This window comes from Cytobacillus oceanisediminis, assembly GCF_004366035.1.
GTDB classification, from domain to species: Bacteria; Bacillota; Bacilli; order Bacillales; family Cytobacillaceae; genus Cytobacillus; species Cytobacillus oceanisediminis_C.
Map to the genome: position 1 here is coordinate 136,206 of NZ_SOEE01000003.1, position 24,373 is coordinate 160,578.

16 protein-coding genes are annotated in these 24,373 nt (G+C 38.1%); 11 read left to right on the top strand and 5 right to left on the bottom strand.

Annotation, left to right across the window (positions count from 1 at the left end):
- Positions 1 to 62: 62 nt before the first annotated feature.
- The 7 genes from DFO72_RS08965 (at position 63) to zupT (ending at position 6,341) form a co-directional block, all read left to right on the top strand.
- Positions 63 to 980: a ring-cleaving dioxygenase gene (locus tag DFO72_RS08965; RefSeq protein WP_113881366.1), complete on the top strand. Its 918-nt coding sequence runs from the start codon at positions 63 to 65 to the stop codon at positions 978 to 980.
- A 20-nt stretch (positions 981 to 1,000) separates the two neighbouring features.
- Positions 1,001 to 1,603: an alpha/beta hydrolase gene (locus DFO72_RS08970; protein ID WP_113881367.1), complete on the top strand. Its 603-nt coding sequence runs from the start codon at positions 1,001 to 1,003 to the stop codon at positions 1,601 to 1,603.
- A 110-nt stretch (positions 1,604 to 1,713) separates the two neighbouring features.
- A complete protein-coding gene (gene wrbA, locus DFO72_RS08975; RefSeq protein ID WP_113881368.1) occupies positions 1,714 to 2,325 on the top strand; it encodes an NAD(P)H:quinone oxidoreductase in 612 nt (203 codons plus the stop codon).
- A gap of 60 nt (positions 2,326 to 2,385) precedes the next feature.
- A complete protein-coding gene (locus DFO72_RS08980; RefSeq protein ID WP_113881369.1) occupies positions 2,386 to 3,231 on the top strand; it encodes a pirin family protein in 846 nt (281 codons plus the stop codon).
- A 119-nt stretch (positions 3,232 to 3,350) separates the two neighbouring features.
- A complete protein-coding gene (locus DFO72_RS08985; protein WP_113881370.1) occupies positions 3,351 to 3,773 on the top strand; it encodes a DUF1801 domain-containing protein in 423 nt (140 codons plus the stop codon).
- 143 nt (positions 3,774 to 3,916) lie between these two features.
- Complete coding sequence (locus tag DFO72_RS08990) at positions 3,917 to 5,269, top strand: glycosyltransferase family 2 protein (protein WP_113881371.1); 1,353 nt, start codon at positions 3,917 to 3,919, stop codon at positions 5,267 to 5,269.
- A gap of 262 nt (positions 5,270 to 5,531) precedes the next feature.
- A complete protein-coding gene (zupT, locus tag DFO72_RS08995; RefSeq protein ID WP_009333594.1) occupies positions 5,532 to 6,341 on the top strand; it encodes a zinc transporter ZupT in 810 nt (269 codons plus the stop codon).
- A gap of 368 nt (positions 6,342 to 6,709) precedes the next feature.
- Here the strand turns inward: zupT and DFO72_RS09000 are convergent, their stop codons facing one another.
- From DFO72_RS09000 to DFO72_RS09015, 4 genes are all read right to left on the bottom strand, one after another.
- Complete coding sequence (locus tag DFO72_RS09000; protein ID WP_166672448.1) at positions 6,710 to 7,795, bottom strand: Ger(x)C family spore germination protein; 1,086 nt, start codon at positions 7,793 to 7,795, stop codon at positions 6,710 to 6,712.
- Positions 7,788 to 8,873: a GerAB/ArcD/ProY family transporter gene (locus DFO72_RS09005; RefSeq protein WP_113881374.1), complete on the bottom strand. Its 1,086-nt coding sequence runs from the start codon at positions 8,871 to 8,873 to the stop codon at positions 7,788 to 7,790. The genes DFO72_RS09000 and DFO72_RS09005 overlap by 8 nt, the downstream gene beginning before the upstream one ends.
- 19 nt (positions 8,874 to 8,892) lie before the next feature.
- Entirely contained in the window at positions 8,893 to 10,389 is a 1,497-nt protein-coding gene (locus DFO72_RS09010; RefSeq protein ID WP_113881375.1) for a spore germination protein, read from the bottom strand.
- Positions 10,390 to 10,486: 97 nt separating this feature from the next.
- Positions 10,487 to 12,406: an acyltransferase family protein gene (locus DFO72_RS09015; protein ID WP_113881376.1), complete on the bottom strand. Its 1,920-nt coding sequence runs from the start codon at positions 12,404 to 12,406 to the stop codon at positions 10,487 to 10,489.
- A gap of 366 nt (positions 12,407 to 12,772) precedes the next feature.
- On the opposite strand from DFO72_RS09015, the gene DFO72_RS09020 reads away from it, so the two are divergent.
- The 3 genes from DFO72_RS09020 (at position 12,773) to DFO72_RS09030 (ending at position 18,889) form a co-directional block, all read left to right on the top strand.
- Complete coding sequence (locus tag DFO72_RS09020) at positions 12,773 to 13,267, top strand: RNA polymerase sigma factor (RefSeq protein WP_113881377.1); 495 nt, start codon at positions 12,773 to 12,775, stop codon at positions 13,265 to 13,267.
- A complete protein-coding gene (locus DFO72_RS09025) occupies positions 13,267 to 14,124 on the top strand; it encodes an RsiV family protein (protein WP_113881378.1) in 858 nt (285 codons plus the stop codon). The genes DFO72_RS09020 and DFO72_RS09025 overlap by 1 nt, the downstream gene beginning before the upstream one ends.
- A 529-nt stretch (positions 14,125 to 14,653) precedes the next feature.
- Positions 14,654 to 18,889 carry a S8 family serine peptidase gene (locus DFO72_RS09030; RefSeq protein WP_113881379.1) on the top strand — a complete coding sequence of 1,412 codons (4,236 nt, stop codon included), beginning with the start codon at positions 14,654 to 14,656 and terminating at the stop codon, positions 18,887 to 18,889.
- 439 nt (positions 18,890 to 19,328) lie between these two features.
- On the opposite strand, the gene DFO72_RS09035 is transcribed toward DFO72_RS09030, so the two are convergent.
- On the bottom strand, positions 19,329 to 22,763 hold the full coding sequence (locus DFO72_RS09035; protein ID WP_113881380.1) for a S8 family serine peptidase: 3,435 nt from the start codon (positions 22,761 to 22,763) through the stop codon (positions 19,329 to 19,331).
- 415 nt (positions 22,764 to 23,178) lie between these two features.
- Between DFO72_RS09035 and DFO72_RS09040 the strand changes: the two genes are divergently transcribed.
- Positions 23,179 to 24,255, top strand: a complete 1,077-nt coding sequence (locus DFO72_RS09040; RefSeq protein ID WP_166672449.1) for an AMP-binding protein — start codon at positions 23,179 to 23,181, stop codon at positions 24,253 to 24,255.
- Positions 24,256 to 24,373: the final 118 nt, after the last annotated feature.

Below are 24,373 nucleotides of genomic sequence, written 5' to 3' on the forward strand. Positions count from 1 at the left end.
TGACTGAATTTAGGTTACATTAAATAGGAAGAGGTGTTCACAGTGGGCAGAAAAACTAGTGGATCCATCATATCACTGCCATCGTCGGCCATCCGCAGGAGAATGTCGATTTCTATGCAGGAGTACTAGGTTTGAGATTGGTCAAACAGACCGTAAATTTTGATGATCCCGGCACTTATCATTTGTACTTTGGCAATGAAGAAGGAAAGCCGGGGACAATCATTACTTTCTTTCCATGGGCAAATGCTTTCCAGGGAGTCATAGGGGATGGCCAGGTTGGGGTCACTTCCTATGCCATTCCCAAGGGTGGCCTTGGATTTTGGCAAGACAGATTTGAGAAATTTAATATTTCTTACACAATGGAAAAAAGATTCGGAGAAGAATCGATAAAGGTTCTTGATCCGCATGGCCTTGTATTAGAAATGGTAGAAAGGGATGAGGGAGAGACTAATACATGGTCTTTTGGAGGCGTCACTCCAGATGTTGCAATAAAAGGTTTTGCAGGGGCGACTCTTTATTCATCCCAGCCTGAACAAACGGCACATCTGCTTGAAAGGGTATTGGGCCTTGAACGTATTGGGGAAGATGGAGAAATGATTCGGTTCCAATCCACTTCCCAAATCGGCAATATCATAGACCTGAAAAAGATTTCCGGCAAGCGCGGCCAGATGGGTGTCGGTACAGTCCATCATATCGCCTGGCGGGCAGAAGATGACGAGGATCAATTGGAGTGGCAGGAATATGTTAGGTCGAATGGATATGGCGTGACGCCAGTCAGGGACCGGAATTACTTTAATGCCATTTATTTTCGGGAGCAAGGGGAAATTCTATTTGAGATTGCAACCGACCCTCCTGGATTTGCGCATGACGAATCACCTGGGAAAATGGGAGAGAAGCTGATGCTTCCTGAACAATATGAGGATAAGAGAAATCGCATCGAGCGGAAATTAATCCCTATTGAAGTTAGGGAACTGGATTAAAACGAAAAGGGGAAGATACTATGAAACATATTTTTCAACAAGGAAAAGATCCTTCTAAACCTTTATTATTGCTGCTTCACGGGACAGGAGGTACAGAAACTGACCTGCTTCCGCTTGCAGGGCATATTGATCCGGAGGCCTCTGTTCTAAGTGTGCGCGGAAATGTGCTGGAAAATGGGATGCCGAGATTTTTCCGCAGACTGGCAGAAGGTGTCTTTGATGAAGAAGATTTGATTTTTCGCACTAAAGAATTAAACGGATTTTTAGATGAAGCTGCACAGAAATACAAATTTAAGCGTGAAAACATAGTGGCAATTGGCTATTCGAATGGAGCTAATATTGCAGGAAGCTTATTATTCCATCATGAAAACTCCTTAAGAGCAGCGATCCTGCACCATCCGATGGTTCCAAGGCGTGGTGCTGAATTGCCTGATCTTAGCGGAACATCAGTATTTATCGCTGCAGGAACCAATGACCCGATTTGTCCTCCAGAAGAATCCACCGATTTACAGTCTTTATTGGAACGTGCAGGAGCGAAAGTCGAGCTTCACTGGGAAAGTTTTGGACACCAATTAACCATGGGTGAAGTTCAGGCTGCAGCCCGCTGGTATAAACAAATATAAAATTAGTTAATGCAATATTTAAAAGGGAAGAGAATGAAAGAATAGGCGGTGCTGACATGGGTATCCTATCATGGTTATTTGGAAATTCAACTAAAAAGGAGACGATTCATATGGAAAATGTGAAATTGGCAGTCATTTTTTACAGCATGGGCGGAACAAACTATCAATTGTCTAAATGGGCGGAGGAAGGCGGCAAAGAAGCTGGTGCTGAAGTAAAAGTTTTTAAGGTTCCAGAACTTGCACCGCAATCTGCAATTGAAGGCAATCCTGTATGGAAAGCAACTGTCGAGGCGACAAAAGATGTGCCTGAAATTAAGCCGGATGATCTTGAATGGGCAGATGCCATTATATTCAGCGTACCGACCCGTTTCGGCAATATGCCTTCCCAAATGAAGCAGTTCCTTGATACAACTGGCGGTCTTTGGGCGAAAGGAAAGCTTGCGAATAAGGCTGTAAGTGCAATGACATCAGCCCAAAATCCGCATGGGGGCCAGGAAGCAACTATTCTTTCCCTTTATACTACAATGTATCATTGGGGAGCGATTGTGGCTGCTCCTGGATATACAGATCCGGTTCTCTTCGGAGCAGGCGGCAATCCGTATGGAACTAGCGTAACGGTTGACCAGGATGGGAAAATGATTGAAGATGTCAAGGAAGCTGTTAAGCATCAGGCGAAAAGAACCGTCACAGTTGCCGGGTGGATTAAAAAAGGTAATCAGTAATCAGAGATGGAGCAATTGTTTTTCAATTGCTCCCTTTACATGTAAAAGGAGAGATGGCGAATGGAAAATGAGGAGATAACTAAGCGGAGAATTGCTTCAATTAGGAAAGTATATCTGCAGGAGCATAGCTCCATTCATGCAGCTGGCCCTGTGATAGAACCTGGGAATTGGGAAAAGTTTGACCCATTCCTTCTGATGATGGAGGATAAATTTCAAAAAGGCGCGTTTGACATCCATCCCCATCGCGGTATAGAAACCGTAACTTATGTCATTGAAGGGGCTATTGAACATTTCGATAGTCATTCCGGTGAGGGAGGCGTGTTAGGGCCTGGAGATGTTCAATGGATGACAGCAGGCAGCGGTGTTGTTCATAACGAAGTGCCATCAGAAGGAATAATTGCCCATTCGCTGCAGCTGTGGATCAATCTTCCCAGCGAGAAGAAAATGACAGCGCCAAGATATCAAAATCTTAAAGGCAGTGAAGTTCCTGTCAGAGAGGAAGATGGCGTTATTTTTAAAGTTTTCTCCGGATCTTCGAAGGGGGTTGTATCTCCTGCCTTAAATCATGTGCCTGTAACGATGGTTGAAGTTAGGATGAAAAAAGGCGCGGCAGCCTCGCAAGACCTGCCTGGAAGCTTCAAGGGCTTTATCTATATTTTAGAAGGCAGCGGGGTTTTTGGAGATAATGAAGCATATGCAGTAAAAGGCCAGGTTCTTGAATTGGGAGATGGCGGGAACGCTGGAAGCGAAATTTTCGTCAAAGCCGAAGAGCCTTTGCGTTTTTTACTATATGCAGGCGAGCCGGTCAAAGAAAAGATAGTTGCACGTGGACCGTTTGTTATGAACACGGAAGAAGAGATACGAACCGCATATAAGGAGTATATGGAAGGTACCTTTCTAAAATAAGAAGTGGGTGAGGAGCAATCATATGGTTGCTCTTTTTTGCTGGGAGTATTGGTTTTCAGAAGGACATTACCTGTTTTTTAGAGAAGTACTGATCAAATCCAAATAAGGAGCTGGCTATTTTGTACAAAGTTAAAACCAAAGAGAACGATAACAGTGTAATTGAATTTATTGAAAAAGTTGAGAGTCCTAAAAAGAGAGAGGATGCTTATAGGCTGCTGGATATCTTTACAGAAACGACCGGCTATCAGGCAAAAATGTGGGGACCAAGCATCATTGGCTTTGGTTCGTATCATTATAAATATGCAACTGGTCATGAAGGGGATGCACCACTTGTTGGCTTTTCGCCAAGAAAGGCAAAAATAAGCCTTTATTTTGCACCCGGGGATAAAAAAAGAGATGAATTGCTTGAAAGGTTTGGGAAACATACAACAGGAAAAGCTTGTGTTTACATAAATAAGATTACAGATATCGATTCAGAAGTGCTAAAGGAATTAATTATTCAATCAATTGATTTTTTAAGGGAGACTTACCCGGAGCAATAGGTAATACAACCTATAAATATTCTCGAAACCATGCGGCAGAACTGCAAGATTCATCCGGATGGGATTCTAGTATAATTTTCGTGGTTACTTCACCTTCAGTATGATATATTTTCAGTTAAGTATATTATGTTGAAGGTGAGATTATGCAGCCAAGTCTAACACCCATCAAGCCGGAAGAAAGACAAGGAAGAAAAAAATTATATGTCTCCATTAATAATAAGTTTGTACTCAGCCACCTTGTCTCAGCAGTATGGCTGGCTCTTTCTATTTATTTATCGCTTCCCTGGCTTAAGGAATTATCGGAGATTGTCACGCTCCCGATCAGTCTGCTGATTATTGGCGGAATTGCCTATGTACCTGGCTATATGAATGCCTTTCTGGTGATGAGCCTGCTTTTGGACAGGCAGCCTTCATTTAAAAATCCGGATCCTGATAAGGAAGTGACATTGCTGGTAGCTGCCTTCAATGAAGAGAAAACAATCTTTCAGACGTTAAGCTATGTGGCAAGCCAGGATTATAAAGGCAAAATTAAAGCTATTGTCATAGACAATCGTTCTTCAGACAATACCTATTGTGAATTAGTAAGGGCTCAAAAAGAACTTAACATTGAAATCAAGGTTTTAAAGGAATCTAAGCCGGGAAAATTCCATGCATTAAACAAAGGGCTGCAGCATGTGACAACAGAGTATGTCATCACGCTTGATGCCGATACCCTGCTTCATCCCTCAGCGGTCCGCTTTTTAGTGGCACGCATGGAAAGCAGTCCTGAAGATGTGTGTGCCGTAGCGGGCTCCATGCTTGTGCGCAATAGCCGCGAAAACCTATTGACTAAAATACAGGAGTGGGACTATTACCTGGGTATTGCTTCAATAAAGAGGCTGCAGGGGTTATATCAGGGCACACTGGTTGCTCAAGGGGCCTTCAGTTTGTACAAAACAAATTCCGTCCGCCATGTAAATGGCTGGCCGGATGCCATTGGCGAAGATATTGTATTGACATGGAGACTTCTTCAGAGAGAATGGAAAGTGTATTTTGAGCCTCTGGCTGCAGCATTTACGGATGTTCCTTCCAATCTATCACACTTTGTAAAGCAAAGGTCCAGGTGGGCAAGAGGGATGATTGAAGGCCTGAATGAAATTAAACCATGGAATCAGCCCCAAATTTACACAAAATACTTAACGGGCGTTAACCTTGTTATGCCATATCTGGACATGGTGTATACTTTCTTTTGGATCCCTGGATTGATGCTGGCATTCTTCGGTTATTTCTGGATAGTTGGCCCTATGACCTTATTTGTCTTGCCGCTTACAATTCTAAGTTACGGTATCTTATATATGTATCAAAAGCATTATGTTTTTAAAAATCTGAATTTGAAAGTAAGAAAAAATATATTAGGTTTTTTTGCATTTATCCTTTTCTATCAAATGATTATGTCGCCCATATCTGTATGGGGGTACTTTCAGGAACTTTTCAAATTAAAGCGTGTCTGGGATTGACCTTCGCTGTGATAAGTGGCGGAGGTTTTTTTCCTTTTTTTTGCACATTTTCTTCAGTCATTCTTATAATATTGAAGTAAAAAAAAAAAGAATTGCAGAGTCATTTTTATTGCTTTTGGTTTGCGTTGGAGATAAAATGTTTACCAAAGTAAACTTTTTAAGTTAGGCGCATATACTTTTAGTAATCTTGGATATATATTTTTTTAACGCAAAAGTTGCCCTAGAGAAACTTTTTGGCAACAGTGAAAAAGGAGAGAGTAAAATGTCGCAGGAAGTATTATTTGCATTAGGTCTCACATTGTTTGCAGGCTTAGCGACAGGTATTGGCAGTTTAATGGCTTTTTTTACTTCTAGAACGAATACGAAGTTTTTATCATTGGCACTTGGCTTTTCCGCAGGTGTAATGATTTATGTCTCCATGATTGAAATCTTTGTAAAAGCAAAAGATGCGCTGGTAGGAGCATTAGGTCAAGTAAACGGCAACTGGGCAACTGTTGGAGGTTTTTTTGGCGGGATAGTCCTTATTGCACTAATTGATCGGTTTATTCCTAAAAAGGATAACCCGCATGAAGTAAGAACAGTTGAAGAGATGAATGATGCAGGCAAGGTCGTCGAAGATCCGGCACTCTTAAAAATGGGAACCTTTGCCGCTTTGGCGATAGCGATTCATAACTTCCCGGAAGGAATTGCAACTTTTACATCTGCACTTCAGGACCCATCGCTTGGAATCGCCATTGCTGCGGCTATCGCAATCCATAATATTCCAGAGGGGATTGCTGTTTCAGTTCCTGTCTATTACGCCACTGGTAGCAAGAAGAAGGCTTTTAAGCTCTCATTTTTATCAGGGCTGTCAGAGCCAATTGGCGCCTTTGTGGCATACTTGATTTTAATGCCATATTTAAACGATGTCATGTTTGGTGTTATTTTTGCCGCAGTTGCCGGAATAATGGTGTTCATTTCTCTCGATGAATTATTGCCAGCTGCCAAGAAGTATGATGAAGCCCATACTTCCATTTATGGTCTTGTAGCAGGAATGGCAGTCATGGCGCTCAGCTTGCTGCTGTTTTTATAACAATGAAAAGCAGTCTCCTATTTGTTCTGCCCCTTAAATGTTATTTTGTGTCTAACATTTACAGGGCAGAACATTATTTCGAATGCTTTTTCTTTAGTTAATCCCTCTCTCGATGAAAACTCAATCGAATATGCCTTCCTTCAGATTAAAGAACGTTACCACCAACTCTGTGCCCTTTGTCTTAATTTCTCTATATTTAACATCTACCCCGTTTATATCTTTACTTCCGCTATCATTATTACCATCCGTTATTTTAAAATCTATGTATGTTATTTTAAAAAACCAGAGTTTTCCATCGTATAACCTGTACAAAACTAACTCCAAAGCTAGCGTTACCTAAGGTGAATAGACAATCCCTTGATGAATTATTAATCGATAGTTCCTGTTTGCTCTATTTCAACATTTGCTTTAATAGAAACTTTAACATCAGGATAATACGTTTCCCATTCCTTTTTATCAAATGAACGATAATGTTCCTTATATTTTGCTCCTAATCCTAATGGATCAACTTGCTGTTCCTTGAGCTGCGTAATGATTTTGACAGCTTCTTCTTCAAGCTGCTGTTCTACCTCTTTTTGATATTTCTTTTTATTAAAAGATTGCCTTTTTTTCTTAGAAGAAGCAAATTCCTGAAGCTTTGTTTTCATTTTTAGGTTAATGGTAAATTCCGGTTTGCCCTGAACGATTTTCACTTTATATTCAGGATTTGAATAAAGCGTTTCCAGAACTACTTTATCTCCATTTTCCAGCATAAATGCTTGCAGGCCATTACTTTTGTTTTTTTCTAGTAATGTTTTGAACATATAAATATCTTCCGTTGGGATGGATGTCATATATTGATCATAATTAAAAAACGCCATTCCACTAATCCGAATGCTGCCATTTACATTTTTTATTATTGGTAAATAGGGGTCCTGGCCTATTTGAAATAATTGAAATAAAAAAGTCTGTAAATTGGTTTTGGGCAGCTGTCCGAATTCCATGTTTTGATCAAGCATTTCTTGTATGTAAATGGAGATATTCTCATCCTTATATTTATTCAAATTTAACAGCTCTTTAGATTCTCCATCGACAATTGCCATTTGAACAATGCTTCCGATAGATGGATCCCGGTTTAGAGTATCTACAAAATCATTTATCCCCTTTTCTGCCAGCGTTTTCCCGTACAGTGCTAACCGGAGTTGTCCGCTTACTAAGCGAATTTGTGATTCATTATTAATTTTAGTCCGTATTTCTTTGCTGGATTGCCCGAATGCTGATTTGACTTCGGTAGTTGTAGATTGTTCTTTTTTTATTATTGGATATACAAGTGTCTCTATTATGCCTCCTTCGTCCGCCAAATCATAACCGACGCCTTGTATCAAGCCAATCTCGTTAACAATAGTGGTGGGGAGTAAGGCACAGCCAGTTAGCAGAAAAATTAAAATCACAGAAATAGCTCCACGCTCAACCACTTTGGTTCCCCCTTTTAAACAAAGTAAAATAAAGCAGGAGCAGAGGGATATAGACATAAAAAGCGTATAAATTCATCTGTGTAATATATTTATCAAGCATAGCATCAAATTGCTCGTTAGCTAATTGACAAATCAATACACTTCCTAAGCTAATAATCAATAAAGCATACTTCTGCTTCATGTTAAAAATTTTTTTTAAGCCTCTGCTTGAACACCATAGCAAAAGTGAAATTAATGCCGTCACAATAACTAAATACATGGAGATATACAAGTATTCAAATCGCTCCAAATAGGAGAATTTAATTATTTTCGTAAGAGAAAGCTCAGGCCAAATAGTCGTTTTTAACTGCTCTTCGCTATAAAAGGTGAAAGATACTATAGAAGAAATGGTATAAAGAAGTGTTGTAAAAAGTACACCGAGATGAGCAAACTTTCTGGATTCATCGGGATTTCGGATAAATGGGTAGAACATTAATAATGCTTCTGTACCGGCTATGGTGTACATAGAGCTTTTAATGGAGTCTAGCATGTCCATAAAGGAGTGATTCATAATGGGCAGCAAATTAGAAAACTGGGCAATTTTTAATGGGAACATATAGAGAACTAATATCAATATTTGCGGAAAAATAAAAGATAAAAAAGACAGGCCGACAACTATGCGAAATCCTCCTGAAATGCAATAATAAACGAGCATTAAGATCAAGGCTGAAATAACCCATGATGGTACAGCCGAGAACATCCACACCTGGATAATTTCTATGAATTCAAGCATGACAGATAGACTTGCTAAAGCGTAGTAGATGACAATGAAAAGACTTAAGAATTTCCCAAGAAGCTTACCGAAAGTAGCAGTGTGTACATCAATAATATCCCCATTTGCTTTTCCTAACAGTTTATACATAACCCAAATAAGGACCTGGACCAGGCAGCCTGCGGCCAGGACACCCATCCATGCATCATATCCTGCTTTCTCAGCAATCGTCCTTTGAAAACTTAAAATTCCAACACCTACCTGGGAATTGTAAATAATGAAGAAGACTAAATATGGGGAGACCTGGTGCCTTATACTTACTTTCAAACGTAATCACCCTATAAAATTATTCATAAAAATCATTCACTGGCTCAGGATTCTTTTTGGTGCCTGTAAATTTTTTCTTTTTTTCCGGTCTTAAGTTTTTTGGATTATATTTTTGCATGGAAAAAGGGAGTCTTACCCATAAATCCTGAACTGAAGTTTTTCGTATTGGATAAAAGCTTATATAAGGACGTCCAAGTGACGTCAGTCTTAGCAAATGGATCATTGTGAATATGAAGTATAGATAAACACCAATTAAACCCAGCCATGCAGCAAGAAAAATAACCGGAAACTTAATAAATCGAATGGTGTTGCTGAACTTATACAAAGGGGATGTATAAGAAGCCAAAGTTCCAAGTCCCACGAATATTAACAATACATTGCTGGTTAACCCTGCTTCCACCACTGCCTGGCCAATTACAATACCGCCTACAACACCAAGTGATTGTCCAATCTTTAGAGGTAAACGAATTCCTGCCTCCTTTACCATTTCAATCATTAGTTCTAAAAACAGTGCCTCCAGAAATGGAGGAAAAGGGACAGTTGCTCTAGACCCTACAAGCGGCTCCAGTAAACGTTCTGGTATTAATTCGTAATGATAAGTCATAATTGCCACGTACATCGGAGTGACAAAAGATGAGATCCATACGGCAAAAAAACGTAAAATCCGAAAAAAATTGCTAATAATCCAGGAGTAGCTATAATCCTCCATTGCAATAAAGGCTTCCATAAAAGTTATTGGCAGAATAATCAGATTTGGTGATCCATCAGCAGCAATGATGATTTTTCCTTCAGAAAGACCAGTTGCCACCCGGTCCACTCTCTCCGTTGCAATCGACTGTGGAAACAGAGAATTTGAATTGTCCTCTATCATGGATGAGATATATGAACTATCCTGAATATGATCATATTGAATATCTTTGATCCTTTGAATGACGGTGTTTATATTTTCCTGATCAGCAATTCCTTTCACATATAATACTGCAGCTCTTGTTTTGGATAATTTTCCGACAGACATTTCTTTGACAATAAGCTCTGATATAGGCAACCTTTTTCGGATGAGATTAATATTAGTATCTAACTCCTCAATAAATCCAACCTGCGGACCTATTGCAGATGCTTCCATTGTTGGCATTCCTACATCTCGGAATTTACTGTTTGCAATATTTACTAATAAACAGTTATCATCATGAGGATGTATTTGAATAGCCATATATCCACTCATGATGTTTTGGATAATTTCATCTGAATCCCTAGAAAGAATCATTTCTTGAATTGGAATGATGCTTTTTAATTCTTTTAATGTCAGCTGCTTCTGTAAGTAGGGAAGAACATCTTTATGCAAGATGTCAGATGAAATAAGCGTGCGAAAATAAGATATCCAAAAAGGATCTCCTTCTGTTGTGGAGGTATGATAATGGACAAAGTCATTTGAGCTGGAAAAATTTTCGTCCCATTTTTGCTTGTTTTTATTGTTGGTGCCAGAGCCACTGTTATTCCCGCCTTTTTTTAACTTCATATCAAAACCTCTGCAGTAATTTTTTCTTATTATTTGTGAGGCTGGAGAATTTATACAAATATATTGTTCAGATTATTAGTATCATTTTGAGTAAACATTATTCTAAAGCTATATGAAAAATGGATTGGTTGATAAGATCTGTTAAAGTTTCAATTCCTTTTGGCAACAAATGGACACCGTCTGCTGCAAAATATTCAGGGTGGTCAATAGCTTCGGAATGCCAATCAATCAACGTAACATTCTCATACTCAAGAGATTTTTTATATAATGCTTGATTTACTTTGCCCTCCCATGGACGCGGAACACGTGTATTGACTAAATAAATATGAGCCTCCGAGAAAGTGCTGAGTAATGTGTCCATTTGTTGATTGGTAAAATAGCCATTTGTCCCCAGCTGGATGATGACTGTTTTATCCGGATGATTGAAGTCTGCATAACCAGGGGCTAATTTGATAGCTTGTGAAACTTGTCTTCCAATTTTTGCATCAATCGTGATGTCAGGATATATTTTTTGCAAGCTTGGAGCCATATCTATCATAACTGAATCTCCAATGGCCAGTATTCCAGTATTCGGTAGATTTAGAGGTTTATCATTTGTATTCTTTTTCTCCTTTTGTGGTGTTTCTTTGTTCTGTTCAGTTTCTGGTTTAAATTCTTCGCCAAGATCTTGAACGGAAGAATCTATCTCAGATGCAGGGCTTTTCTGATTCATATTCGTATCGTTAATGCCCGAAGACTCTCCGCCAATTATTTTTACTTCAGCTGGATTTGAAGCCATTACACCCTTTTGTCCCGCACCATTTACTAGACCCGTGATCCCGGTAATAAACACAAGAAGGACTAAAGGTATGAGCCCCGTTAATGTTTTTCTGCTAAAAGAAAGGCTTTTCCACTTTATCCTATTGATGACAATGTGCCTCTGAAAAAATGATTGGAATCCATGTTTTTGAATCGGCGTCTCAATCAATCGATAAGATAGTTCCGCAATGATTAATGTAAAGGTTAGTTGCAAAGCGACACGTCCGAAAGCAGGATTTCCTATTTCATAAACCGGAGTGCTCAACACGATCACGGGGTAATGCCAAAGGTAGAGTCCGTAAGATCTTGTACCTATCCAGCGTAGAGGCTTCCAGGCGAGTATTTTCCCTAAAAGGCTTGCCGGATGGCAAATACAGGCGATCAGGATCGCAGCATTCATACAAATTAGGAACATGCCTCCTCTGTACAGAAACACCTGATATTCATTTACAAAAAATAAGCAAATTATGAAGATGACCAATGAAATGATACTTGTTATATTCAGTGTATTATGAAGCTTGACAGAAAGTTTTTTGGACGAGAGTCTCTTCATTGGCCAGACAAGAGCCAGCCAGCAGCCAATAAGCAGTTCAAATGAACGGGTATCAGTCCCATAGTAGACACGACTGGGATCTTTCCCGGATTCATAGAGCAGACCCATTAACATGGCAGAACAGATTGCACTGCTAAAGACAAAAATCGCCAACTTGCACTGCTTTTTATATATGTATAGACCAATTGTCAAAACAATCGGCCAAATGATATAAAATTGCTCTTCTATTGCTAATGACCATAAATTCTTTAGTGGTGAAGGGGAGCCAAAACTATCAAAATATGAAACTTCATGAAAAATAAACCACCAATTGCTTGTATAAAAAATAGAAGAGATAGCATCTCCTCTTACGGTATGAAGAAGTTCTCTGTTAAATAACGTCACCCATACGATAGTAATCAAAATCATGACATAGGCAGCTGGAATTAGACGCCGCATCCTTCCAATCCAAAAGTTACGCAAATTAATTGTAAATCTCTGTCCTTGTGACGGGATCATGATCGACGTAATTAAGTATCCTGATAAAACAAAAAAGATATTTACTCCGAGGAACCCTCCTTTAGCCCAACTGAAGTTAAAATGGTAAGCAATGACAAATAGTACTGCTAAAGCTCTTAGTCCATCCAATCCATGGATATAACGGTGATTTTGTACCTTGACTGACATAAACTATTCCTCCAATAAACTGTACTGCTCCCCAGGTAGTCATGTTATTTATCATTTGGGGACAGGAGCAAAAATCATTCCCATGAATAGACGTGACCATCCAATCATTTTGTTTCATCAAAAAATAAAGAATGAATCACTGCATTTATTATTTTTTTGAAAACAAACTTAATTATATTTTTCAACACAGGGTGTTTAAAGAAAGATAGAATAGGTTGGACTAATTTTTTTACCCAGAATGAAAATTTGCTTAAGGTGGACCGAGTTCTGGAATATGCGAATGAAACTTTTTAATGACGTTCCTCCGTCTAAAATTCGAACAGCTTAAAAAAAAATGTATTTTGCAAAAAGGGGCACTTTGAACTAATGAAAAAAGATGTGAATGACCTATTCGTCACCTGTATAAATGATCACAAAGAGGATTTTTATCGTTTGGCGTTCAGTTATGTGAAAAATCAAGAGGATGCATTGGATATCGTCCAGGAATCAATTAAAAAAGCACTTATCTCAATCGAAACGATCCAAAAAGCTGGATCGATCAAAAGTTGGTTTTATACAATTGTCGTTCGTACGTCGATCGATTTTTTAAGAAAACAAAAGAAAATCACCCTTATGGATGACCAAACGCTTGAATTTTTAAGTCATGGAATAGTAGATTCGTACAATGACATTGATCTTTCCAATGCATTGGATGAATTACCCGTTCAGTACAAAACCGTTATTATACTGCGCTTTTTTGAAGATTTAAAACTAGAGGAAATCTCGGAAATTATAGATGAAAATATTAATACAGTGAAAACACGGCTCTACAGGGGATTAAAATTATTACGCATTATCATTGCTGAGGAGGAATTAATCTAATGGATAAGAGATTGGAAGCTTTAAAGAAAGAATATAAAAATACACCTATCCCAGATGAATTGGATTTTATTGTAAAAAAAGCCCTCAAGCAAAAAAAGAAAAGAAAAGTGAATATGAAGAAGTTTCTTGTTGGAGTTGGAGCAGCGGTGCTGATATTCATCACAGGAGTTAATGCGAGTCCAAGCCTTGCAAATGCCTTATCAGAAGTGCCTTTTGTTGGCTCGCTCGTTAAGGTGTTGACTGTTAGAGAATTTAAAGTAGATGAGGAAACAGCCAAAACGGAAATAAAAGTGCCTGCCATTACGAATATGGGAAATAAAACATTAGAATCCACCTTGAATAAAAAATACCTAGAAGAAAGTAAAAAACTGTACAATGATTTTATGACGGAAATGGAGGAAGTAAAGAAGAATGGCGGAGGTCATCTGGGTGTAGAAAGCGGATATGATATAAAAACCGACAATGATCAAATTCTTGCTGTGGGGAGATATGTTGTAAGCACGGTGAATTCATACTCAGAGTATACCTATGATACGATCGACAAGAAACATGAACTTTTGATAACTTTGCCGAGTATATTTATGGATGAAAGTTATATAAACCTAATAAACGAAAATATAAAGGAACAGATGAAGAGTCAAATGGAAAGAGACCCCGACAAGTTTTATTGGCTGGATGATGCACTGGGATTTAAAACCATAGCTAAAGACCAAAGCTTTTATATTAACAATGAAGGAAAACTTGTTATCGTATTTAATAAATACGAAGTCGCGCCAGGGTATATGGGCGTTTGTGAATTTACCATTCCGACTGATTTGATTGCCGATGTATTAGCCAGTAAAGAATATATCAAATAGCAGAATTATAACAAAAATCAGGGTTTGATCCCCTGATTTTTTGTTTTTCCCTCATCTTGACAACTTTGATAAAAAAACACAACTCGAACCAACTCTTTTGTTGTCGTGATTTCTTGGAGTATTCTCTTGATTAAGTTATAAATTGAATGTTAAAAGTTTAAGAGCATTTCTTTTCAATGAGAAATGCTTTTTATAAGTTATAAATTTTTTGAAAAAATATAATATTCCCACTTTGTAAGAACTCTGTAAGTTTGAAAAAGTACGATACTTACGAAGTATGATTAAAGTTCTAAAATGAAAAGAGGGATGTTTATGTAAAAATCGGTATCAAGTACTTTTAGAAACAAGTTACATGAACCCCTATACATTCCCTTGGATTCCGTGGATTGAGGGTAGCGAAAGGAGCTGTTTATAAAAGAGTATAAGTCAAGTTTAATAGCCTAACAGAGCTCTCCCTCCTATCAATAAGAGAGAGAATATAAAAAACAAGAGAAGTATGAATGAAAAATTCTAAAGGGGGAACAGAGGCGTGAAGTCTTATGCATTAAAGATAATCACATCAATCCTATTGTTTTATTGTTTATTTACAACTCCAATAAGTTCGTTTGCAATGGGGTTAGAATACTCGAAAAAAGCATCAAATGATCATACAAGAATTTCTGATGTTGAAGGTCTTTTGAAGAATTTAACAGAAGAGCAAAGATCACAACTTAATAACTTATATTCAGAAGAGGCAGCGAAATTACGTATCCCTTCTGCTGTAAATCTAAATAATGACGAAGAGCTGGAAATAATCGTTCAATTTCAAGTAGATCCTGCAGAAGTGCAAGTGGCAAAAGAGAAAGCCAAAGGTAAATCAGCTAAAGCTTTAGGTCTTAAAGAGGCTAAGGAAAAAGTAGATAAATCCCATAAAGATTTTAAAGATAAAATTAACAAATCAAAATCAGCTAAAAAAAATAAAATTAAAAAGGAATATAAAAATGCGTTTAACGGTGTTTCGATGACATTACCAGCAAAAGAAGTAATGGAGCTCATTAAATTAGGAGAAGTTAAAGCTGTCTGGCTGGATCAAGAGCTGCAGCTGGATCTTCCTGTAGAAGAAAAAGAGACAACCGTTTCTCCCTCGATGATTGATAGTATTCCTTTCTTAGGCGTTGATGGACTACATGACGAAGGAATAAATGGGAAAGGATTAAAAGTAGGTGTCCTGGATACAGGCATTGATTATAACCATCCAGATTTGAAAATGGCGTACAAAGGCGGTTATGACTTTGTCGATTTTGATGATGACCCAATGGAAGCTACACATGAAGAGTGGCAAGGTTTAGATCATACTGCTTGGCCAGAAACTTGGAATGGAGCTACATATTGGACATCACATGGAACACATGTATCAGGGATTATCGCAGGACAAGGTGAAGCCGATTCAGATCATGCCGTGACAGGTGTTGCGAATGGAGTCGATTTATACGCGTATCGAGTATTAGGGCCATATGGTTCTGGGAGTACTAGCTCGGTTCTAGCTGGAATTGATAAAGCGGTTGAAGATGGTATGGATATCATGAACCTATCACTGGGAGCGAGTGTGAATGATCCTCTATACCCAACATCCATCGCAATAAATAATGCGATGATAGCAGGGACAGTAGCTCTTGTAGCTGCAGGGAATTCTGGTCCTAATGCCTATACCCTGGGTTCTCCTGGAACAGCAGCATTAGCCATAACGGTGGGAGCTAGTGATGTTTCTATTAATATTCCTGCTGCAATCGGACAAGTGGGGGATGACTCCTATCATTTACAGTTGTTAGCAAAGCATTTTGATGATGATTTAACAGAATTAATCGATACACCACTAGAGATTGTTGATGCAGGTTTAGGTTATGCAGAGGATTTTGATGGAAAAGATTTTACGGGTAAATTAGCTTTGATTCAACGAGGTACAATACCATTTAATGAAAAAATCGCGAACGCTGAAAATGCTGGAGCAAGTGCAGTGATTATTTGGAATAATGTTGATGGAGTGATTTCAGCCTATTTAGGTGAAGGAATTGACAATATTCCTGCTTTCACTATGTCAAAAGAAGATGGGGAGAGCCTTAAAGATCAATTAACAGAAGTGACAAAGCTTACATTTAACGAAATCAGTGAAGGTAAAACAGAAGGAGATAAATTAGCTGACTTCAGCTCTCGCGGGCCAGCTTCAAAATCGTATGATATTAAGCCTGAAATTACAGCACCAGGTGTTGATATCTTTTCGACAGTTCCTTCTTATATTAACGATAAGGAAGATTCTTCTAATTATCAATACGCATATAAAAGAATGTCTGGTACTTCCATGGCCACACCATATGCAGCTGGTGTTGCTGCGCTAATACTTCAAAATAACCCTGACTATTCACCATTTGATGTGAAAACGGCATTAATGAATACTGCGGATGATTTAAGTGAGGATTACAGCGTTTTTGAAGTGGGTGCCGGCAGAGTCGATCCAGTTAATGCTGTTCATTCAGATGTGAAGTTTCAAGTAATGGATGAAACGCAATCTTTAGATGATTCTCTTAATGAAATTGTCATTGATGATATTACGGGAGCGATTGCTTATGGATATCATTACAAACAAAAAGATTCATCAACTGCAGATAGCAGAAAAGTAGAATTACAAAATGATAGTGATCAAAAGAAAGATTTTAATGTAAGTGTAGAACTATTGTCTTCTGATCTTTCAGGAGCAAATAATGCAGAAAAAAATGGCGTTGCAATTAATGTAAAAGACTCGATATCTGTTGAAGCAAATAGTAAAGTTGAATTTACTGCAAGTATAGATGTAGCATCAGCAGCGCAGTCAGGAACATATGAAGGATATATTCATTTTACAAATGCGAATAACAATCATGAAAACTATCAAATTCCGTTCTCCATTATTGTAGCTGATAGAGGAATTAACTATTCAGTGGATCGGCCTGCATTTGCTTCGGATGGAAGTCAATACCATGCACATATGAATACTCCAGCAACATTTTTATATATAGGGTTAAGAAGTCCGATGGAAACCATGGATTTAGTTGTAAAAGATGAGGATACAGGTGAATATTTAGGATATCTTGGATACATTAATCCAGAAATTTTAAACGAACAACTGGGAATGGACTTTTTAGTTCCATTTGTCTTTTCGGGTGGCGCATACTATCCATTTACTGGCGATGAAGAAAATCCGATCAGTGAACACATGGCTGTAGCGCCTGATGGAGCATATGAAATTGAAATCATGGGTGTCAATGAAGACGGAGAGATGTTTAATCCATCAGATTATGTATTTATTGATAATCAAATCCCGGAAATAACGATGGAACAAGAGCCTGGTGTTTATGAAATTGAGTATAATGAAAATGATGAAGAAGGTATTAATTGGTTTAAAGGAAAAATTTACGACTCAAACATTGACTTAATGAAAGAAACAGGATTAAAAGAAATAAGGAATAATATTGATGGCCAATTTAGTCCACTTGACCAAAGTTTAAATACGGTCGTGGGCTATGATAGTAAAGGCTTTGGTTGGCCAACGCATTATTTCACACCTGAATCGGACGGAAGCTTCAAGTTCGGTGTTACGCCAAAAGAAGTAGCAAACGGTCAATACGTTGACTTTAAGTTTTATGGCTTTGATGCTGCAACAGCTGGTGATCAAGCAGGAGGGATGCATCAGTACTACTTCATAGGGAAAGGCGAAAAATATGCGACTGCCAAATTTGATAAACATGAACTGTACTTGGATGATGAGGTAACGGTTACATTAACGATGAACAATGTTGAACAGTTAATAGGAGGAGAATTTAAGCTGAGTTACCGAAATTCATATTATGAGTTTGTCGATGCCAAAATTCATCCAAACTTATTGGAAAAGGCAGAGGAAAAGAATTGGAGTACAAACGTGGAAGTTGGGGAGATCGTCCATGACCTTTGGGAGAATACCGTTCCCGTTCGTGCAATCTTAGAAGGAGATGACCTAGATGGGATAGACGGGGATATGCCTATTCTAGACGTTACCTTTAAGGTGATGAATGACGAATATTATGATTATGAACGATCTCTTTACATTACTGAAGCTAACTACCATAAGGCCGAAGAAAAAGAAGCTGTACAAGTTCCAGGTTTTACTACAGAAAAGCTGGAAATCGTTCCTAAGCATTCAGTTGTATGGGGATATATAGGACCTGAAGCATTCCTTCATGAACAAGGCTGGGTAAATGTAGATTTAGACGGTAAAGGTGTTGAAATTACCGCCATTTCACCAGATGGGACAATATATGAAGGTGAGCTATTAGAATCGAATAATCACTCAGTATTTGAAATTCACGGTATTCCAGCTGCAGAAGAGACCTATACAGTCGGTGTGAAAGTACCGGGTCACTTCGAATCACACACGACCGTTACAGTAGGTGAAGAGATAAATGGGGATGTCTTGGGAATAAAAGAAAGAATATATCCCGGATTACAATTAGCTGGTGATGTCAATGGTGACCAGGTCATTGATATCAAGGATGCTTTCTTCTTGAATAAACATTTCAATAAGAAAGCAAAAGGATCATCAAAAGCAGATATTAATCAAGATGGAACGATTGATGCTGCAGATATGAAATTCATCGTTGACAATTATTTAAGTGTAAATGAAATGGTTGAAGATGCGCCAGTGCCAAAAGAGAAGCAAGGCGGTAAAACGCTGGAAGATATTCTTGAGGAGTTAGAATTAGGTGATTTATTAAATTAGTATCATTTAATTAAGTAAATAGAGACTGATAGAAAAGTGAAAAGATTTACTATGAGCCATTAGGGACCTATTTCTAACCCTAGATAAACCCCACTCTAATCTTTGATTCAGTGGGGTTTGTTATTTTTTGAGTGAACAAAGGTTCATCTTAATAAATCCATTGCTGCTATTTATAAAAGTATTTTCGCTTATGCTATTAAAACAGTGGTTAAATTCGAGAGTCTGCCCGGGGATACGAAAGTGAAGACCCTAGGAATGAATAAAAGTAACAAAATTGATAAGGCACAATCGGTGAGTTACTCACCACCTTTTCAGTGCTGTTAAGTGAACTGCTAAAAGGATGGTTAACAGCTTGTCTATTGTTGGAGGATCTTTACCTCGAGAAATTTCACTACTTATGTTAAATGCCTGCCACCTAGAGGTGACAGGCATCTTTTTCTTAATGCTTTACGGTTATGGTTTTCGGTTCAGACGTTAACGAGAAACCTGAATCATCCGTTCCGGATACCGTTACATAATACTCTCCATTCTGGTATTCAGCACTTGGATACCACGTTAATCCATAAATAGAGTGCTCATTTTCAATATCTACATATTCTATTACATGCCCTTCCGAATCGGAAATTTCAATATGCCAATCCATTCGGTTAAATCCGAAGACTGTAATGCGGGCAGGATTGTTTTCGTTTACGTTTGTTCCGGAAACATGCCACCATTGGATGAATGGTCCTGCATGCAGTAATTCCTCATTTCCAGCATAACCGAATCCTGTATTATATAAATTATCAACAGCTAACACCATGACAATCTCAGGTTTAACATCCGTAATATACTCTTTTTCACCACTTTCTATTAAATCATATATAGGTTCACTATCATTTATCCAGAGTATACTTCCGAGATACCCACTTTCTTCTTCTTTTACATCCCATGTAATTTTATATGTTCCATCTGGTTGCTCGGTTACCTTTATATTTCCTAAATCTGGTGAAACAGAATCGATTTTAATCGGGATTTTGGTTTGCTGAGGTTCTGCTCCCTCATAATTTAATGTACTTTCATATACATAGTAATAATTCCCGTCCGGGAGTTTATTCCCTTCGTCGTCCTTTCCACTCCAAAACAACCCATCAAAACCATAGTAAAAATCCCCATAGCTCATAATATTCTTCCTGAAGGCAAATGGACTTCCATCTTCTGTATATTCACTAAAATTCGTGATATGTGCAACCTCATTACCTTGTTCATCTTCAATCTTTAAAGACATCTCTTTCAGATTTCGAAACACCGTAAATGAAGGGTACATACCAGTCGGAAGCGATTTATGGGAATAGCCTACCTTATCTTGATCAAATGAATTGGTTTTCAAATCAAAACCCAAAGGATATTCCATCATGTCATTCCATAATACTGTATAACCTAAGTAAGGGTCGCCATTGACCGGGCTCTCATCAATATTATCGATTGAATCCCAATCACCATAATAGCCCATGAAAGGTATCGTTAGCGTTGTTAATTCTTTTACAGAACTCCCTTTTGGTACAAAGCGGACAAATCCTTCAACAAAACGCCCTTCACTTAAATCTGCTGGAAGTGTGATTGAAATGGTCACTTCACCGTCTCTACGAGGTTTATATTGGATCTTTTTGTGCGACTCTTGTTTTTTTTCGTTAATTTTAATGACAGCATCTTCTATAGGAATAGAATTCAACGTTAAGTATTTTCTTTCTACGCCATCATAGGTACTTTTTTCTGTTTCATCCATTAACACATCTACCACGATTTCATATTGATGTTTCGCATGTTCTAGATTTTTCGCCAAGGGCTGTACATCTAAAGTGAAATCAAACGTGCGATTCACTTCTTTTAATGCAACCGAAGATGCCTTTTCTAAAGGCGCACCTACATGTTGGACGAGATATGGTGTTTTAATCGCTTTTTCAATTTTCATTAAACCTGATCCTTGACGCCTCGGTGAGTAAGGTGTTTGTTCATGATTGGGGTTTGTTAAAATCTGAGAGGTATTCATTAAAACATTTTTTGCTTTTAAGATCGTTTCTTCATTTTTGGGCAATTGTAGCTCTTCATAGTACTTTTGAAGAAGTAAAGCTCCGCCTGCTGCAACGTGTGGAGTCGCCATAGACGTTCCATTCCACGTTTCATACTGGTTGTTTAGAACGGTTGAGCTAATTTTTCCTCCTGGAGCTGTAATCTCTGGTTTAAAGCTTAGATCTGTTGGTGAACCATATGAAGAGAAATTAGACATTGGCTCGGTATTAGGGTTTTGTACCCAAAGTACTTCGTCTGATAACTTAGCTGTAATCTTATCTCCGCTTTGTAACCTCTCTGCCACCTGAACAGACTTATTAATGTCCGTTGTCACTGCCGGGATTGTGTAAGGAGAGAAACTTACAGTGGCATAAGGGCCTTCTTGACTTGATGGAATTAGAATTAGAGCAATTGCTCCTTTTCTACTGACATTAAATTGAGCTGGTGAATAATAACCATATGCTTGGTCATATTGTGCGACAGCGATTTTCCCTTGTAAGTCTAAGCCTTCTAAAGCACCTTTAGAGGTATCACTAACAAAAACCAATTCATATTCTTTATCTGTTTCTAAAGAATCAATTAGCTTTATAGAGCTTGGCTGAATCTGGTACCCTAGTAGACTTCCATCGTTTAACTCGACCGCATCAATTCTCATTAAATCATTTTCAGAGGAAGCAACCTGTAGAGCAGATGGTGTAACCCCAGGGTCACCGACAAGTCCGATATCTGGATTTTTGGCTAATGGTAATTGAGATCTTTCCAGTAAGCCTTGCTTTGTGCTATAGGAAGCATTACCTGCAGCAGCAACGACTAATACCCCGTGTTCTGTAGCATATTCAATTGCACGTTGAACAGGATCATTTGAGTCAACCATCCCTGCGTCTGAACCTAAGCTTAAATTGATAACGTCTGCCCCAAACTCGACCGCATGATAAATACCAGCTACGATGTCATCATCGTATGCATAACCTCTTGTATCAGAGAAGACTTTTTCAGCTAATAATTGAACGTCAGGAGCTACCCCGACTGCCTTCTCCTGAGATTCCTCATAGGCCCCTACAATTCCAGCCACATGTGTTCCGTGGGAATCACTGGCCGGGATGACATGGTTATCTTTATCTGCCCAGTCATAGCCTGTCGGTACTTTGTCTGTGTACCAAACATCATTTACTTCTGTGTCATCGAGTTTCGATTGAATGTTCTCTTCATTAAACTCTGCTTTCTTCTTTCCTTTTTCTGAAAGCTTCAAGGACTCATGACGATAATCGATTCCTGAGTCTACAATCGCAACGACCATTCCATCACCGCTGTAATTATATTTTGTCCAAACATTCATGGCTTCGACAAGTTCATTGCTCTTTACGTCCATGTGTTCATATGTTTTAGCGGGGCGAATATCTTTTACGCCTTCAGCTTCTTTCATGTTCATAGCTTCTTTCCTCGTTGTTTCCATACTGAATCCATAAAAGCCTTTGGAATACGTATGTAAGACTTTAGTGGCGCCATCTCGCTTTTTCATAAATGTATTCTTCACTTGTTCGACCTGCTGTTCAGGTGCTGTTCTCTTTTTCTCATTTACGTCTACTTCAACGATTAGACGAACCTTCTCATTTGGATCGATTGACTTAGACGTCTGCCCGTATAAAGGGTGGTTTTCTTCTCCTTCGGTCATGTCAGCAAAAAGCTGATCTTTATCCTTTCCCTGAAACTGTACCGGCCCCTGGTTAGACTGATAAAATTTAGCACCAGCTGGTGTTACGAAACTGCTAATAAGTAGTACAAACATGAATACAACCGATAATCTGCTTTTCAACGAACCCTTCATTTTCTCACCCTTTTCAATACTTAATATGGTACATATCTAGTAGTTTCATAGGTGTTGAGTATGCCCAAAGCCCGTTTTGCAGGCAACAGAAGCTTGGGATATTTACAGAAATGGCAATCGAGGTAACAGAAATTATTTTGTCATCATCAAAAAAATCCCCTCACCTCCTTTTGGATTTTATTTTAGAATTCATATCTTACTAGATTCTTACTGAATCTTTATTATTCTAAAAATTCAATCGATTATATTATTATCATCTTTTAAATGAAAGAATTAATTTAAAATTTATTAGAGAAGTATGAAAAGCAAGAGTTTTAGTAAGGAATCAGTAATAACCCCCGAATACAATAAAAATTTGTCAAGCTCATCTTTTGAAATATCGTTGAGTAGACAATCATTTTTAGGAGGATTGTATATGAATTTACTAAGTGCGTTGAATGAAACAGTAAGATTATATGGAGATCATACTGCTTACGTGTTTCAGATAGAAAAAACGTCATATAAGGAATATTTTGAGATAGTTACAGAGTTTGCTAGTGGATTAAATCAAATGGGTGTGAAAAAAGGAGACAATGTAGCTTTAATTTTAGGAAATTCTCCAGAATTCATGATTGGATTGTACGGAGTATTAAAAGCAGGAGCAACTGTCATACCAATAAACCCAAAATTCACTCCAGATGAGATAACTTATATTATTCAAAATGGGGATGTTAAAGCGATTATTTGTCTCGATTCTCTCGTTCCATTATTGCAGGAAATAGAACCATATTTGTCCTATGTAAATAACATCATAGTGTGCCAAACTTCTGAAGAACGATTATTTGTCAACTCATTTGAATCGAAAATGAAAACGCTTCTTGATGTATTGGATGCTGGATTGAATGAGTCCCCGGATATTACTATTAATGACGATGATACAGCAGTTATACTATATACTTCTGGTACCACCGGGAAGCCAAAGGGAGCCATGCTTACACATTATAATTTGTATAGTAATGCACGTGATGTAGTTTCATCCTTGCAATTTTCAAAGAATGATAAAGTGATAGCGTGTCTATCAATGTTTGATGTTTTCAGTTTGACCGTTGTCATAAATGCATCGCTAATATGTGGGGCTACCATTCTTATATTGACTAAGTTTAATCCGCAAGAGGTATTTCAAGTTTCAAATGAGTATGAAGCTACAGTATTTATAAGTATACCAACTATGTATAATATTTTATTTCATTATGAAAAAGGAATTCCATTGGACTTTACGAATATGCGTCTTTGTGTAACAGGAGGAGCTTCAATGCCAGTTTCAATGTTGGAAAAATTCGAGGAGAAGTTCAATGTGAAAATATCTGAGGGATATGGATTATCGGAAGCATCACCAGTAACTTGTTTTAATCCACTTCATCGACCTAGAATAAATACGCCATTCGTGCATGGGTTATTTATTGGGGATTTAGCAAGAATGGATAAAGAAGGCTATTTTATGCCAATCATTTGATTAATAACGGTGCTCATTTGAAGCAATTCAAAGCTTTTTAGAACACGAGAAGAGTGAGCCCGCAAAATACTTATGCTCACCTTAGTGGAAAGTTGCACGAGTCAGTGGATCTAGAGCG

Coding starts and splice junctions, on each gene's coding strand:
- DFO72_RS08970 (WP_113881367.1), top strand. CDS start 1,001: ATGAAACATATTTTTCAACAAGGAAAAGATCCTTCTAAACCTTTATTA.
- DFO72_RS09035 (WP_113881380.1), bottom strand. CDS start 22,763: ATGAAGGGTTCGTTGAAAAGCAGATTATCGGTTGTATTCATGTTTGTA.
- zupT (WP_009333594.1), top strand. CDS start 5,532: ATGTCGCAGGAAGTATTATTTGCATTAGGTCTCACATTGTTTGCAGGC.
- DFO72_RS09025 (WP_113881378.1), top strand. CDS start 13,267: ATGGATAAGAGATTGGAAGCTTTAAAGAAAGAATATAAAAATACACCT.
- DFO72_RS09015 (WP_113881376.1), bottom strand. CDS start 12,406: ATGTCAGTCAAGGTACAAAATCACCGTTATATCCATGGATTGGATGGA.
- wrbA (WP_113881368.1), top strand. CDS start 1,714: ATGGAAAATGTGAAATTGGCAGTCATTTTTTACAGCATGGGCGGAACA.
- DFO72_RS08990 (WP_113881371.1), top strand. CDS start 3,917: ATGCAGCCAAGTCTAACACCCATCAAGCCGGAAGAAAGACAAGGAAGA.
- DFO72_RS09010 (WP_113881375.1), bottom strand. CDS start 10,389: ATGAAGTTAAAAAAAGGCGGGAATAACAGTGGCTCTGGCACCAACAAT.
- DFO72_RS09020 (WP_113881377.1), top strand. CDS start 12,773: ATGAAAAAAGATGTGAATGACCTATTCGTCACCTGTATAAATGATCAC.
- DFO72_RS08980 (WP_113881369.1), top strand. CDS start 2,386: ATGGAAAATGAGGAGATAACTAAGCGGAGAATTGCTTCAATTAGGAAA.
- DFO72_RS09040 (WP_166672449.1), top strand. CDS start 23,179: ATGAATTTACTAAGTGCGTTGAATGAAACAGTAAGATTATATGGAGAT.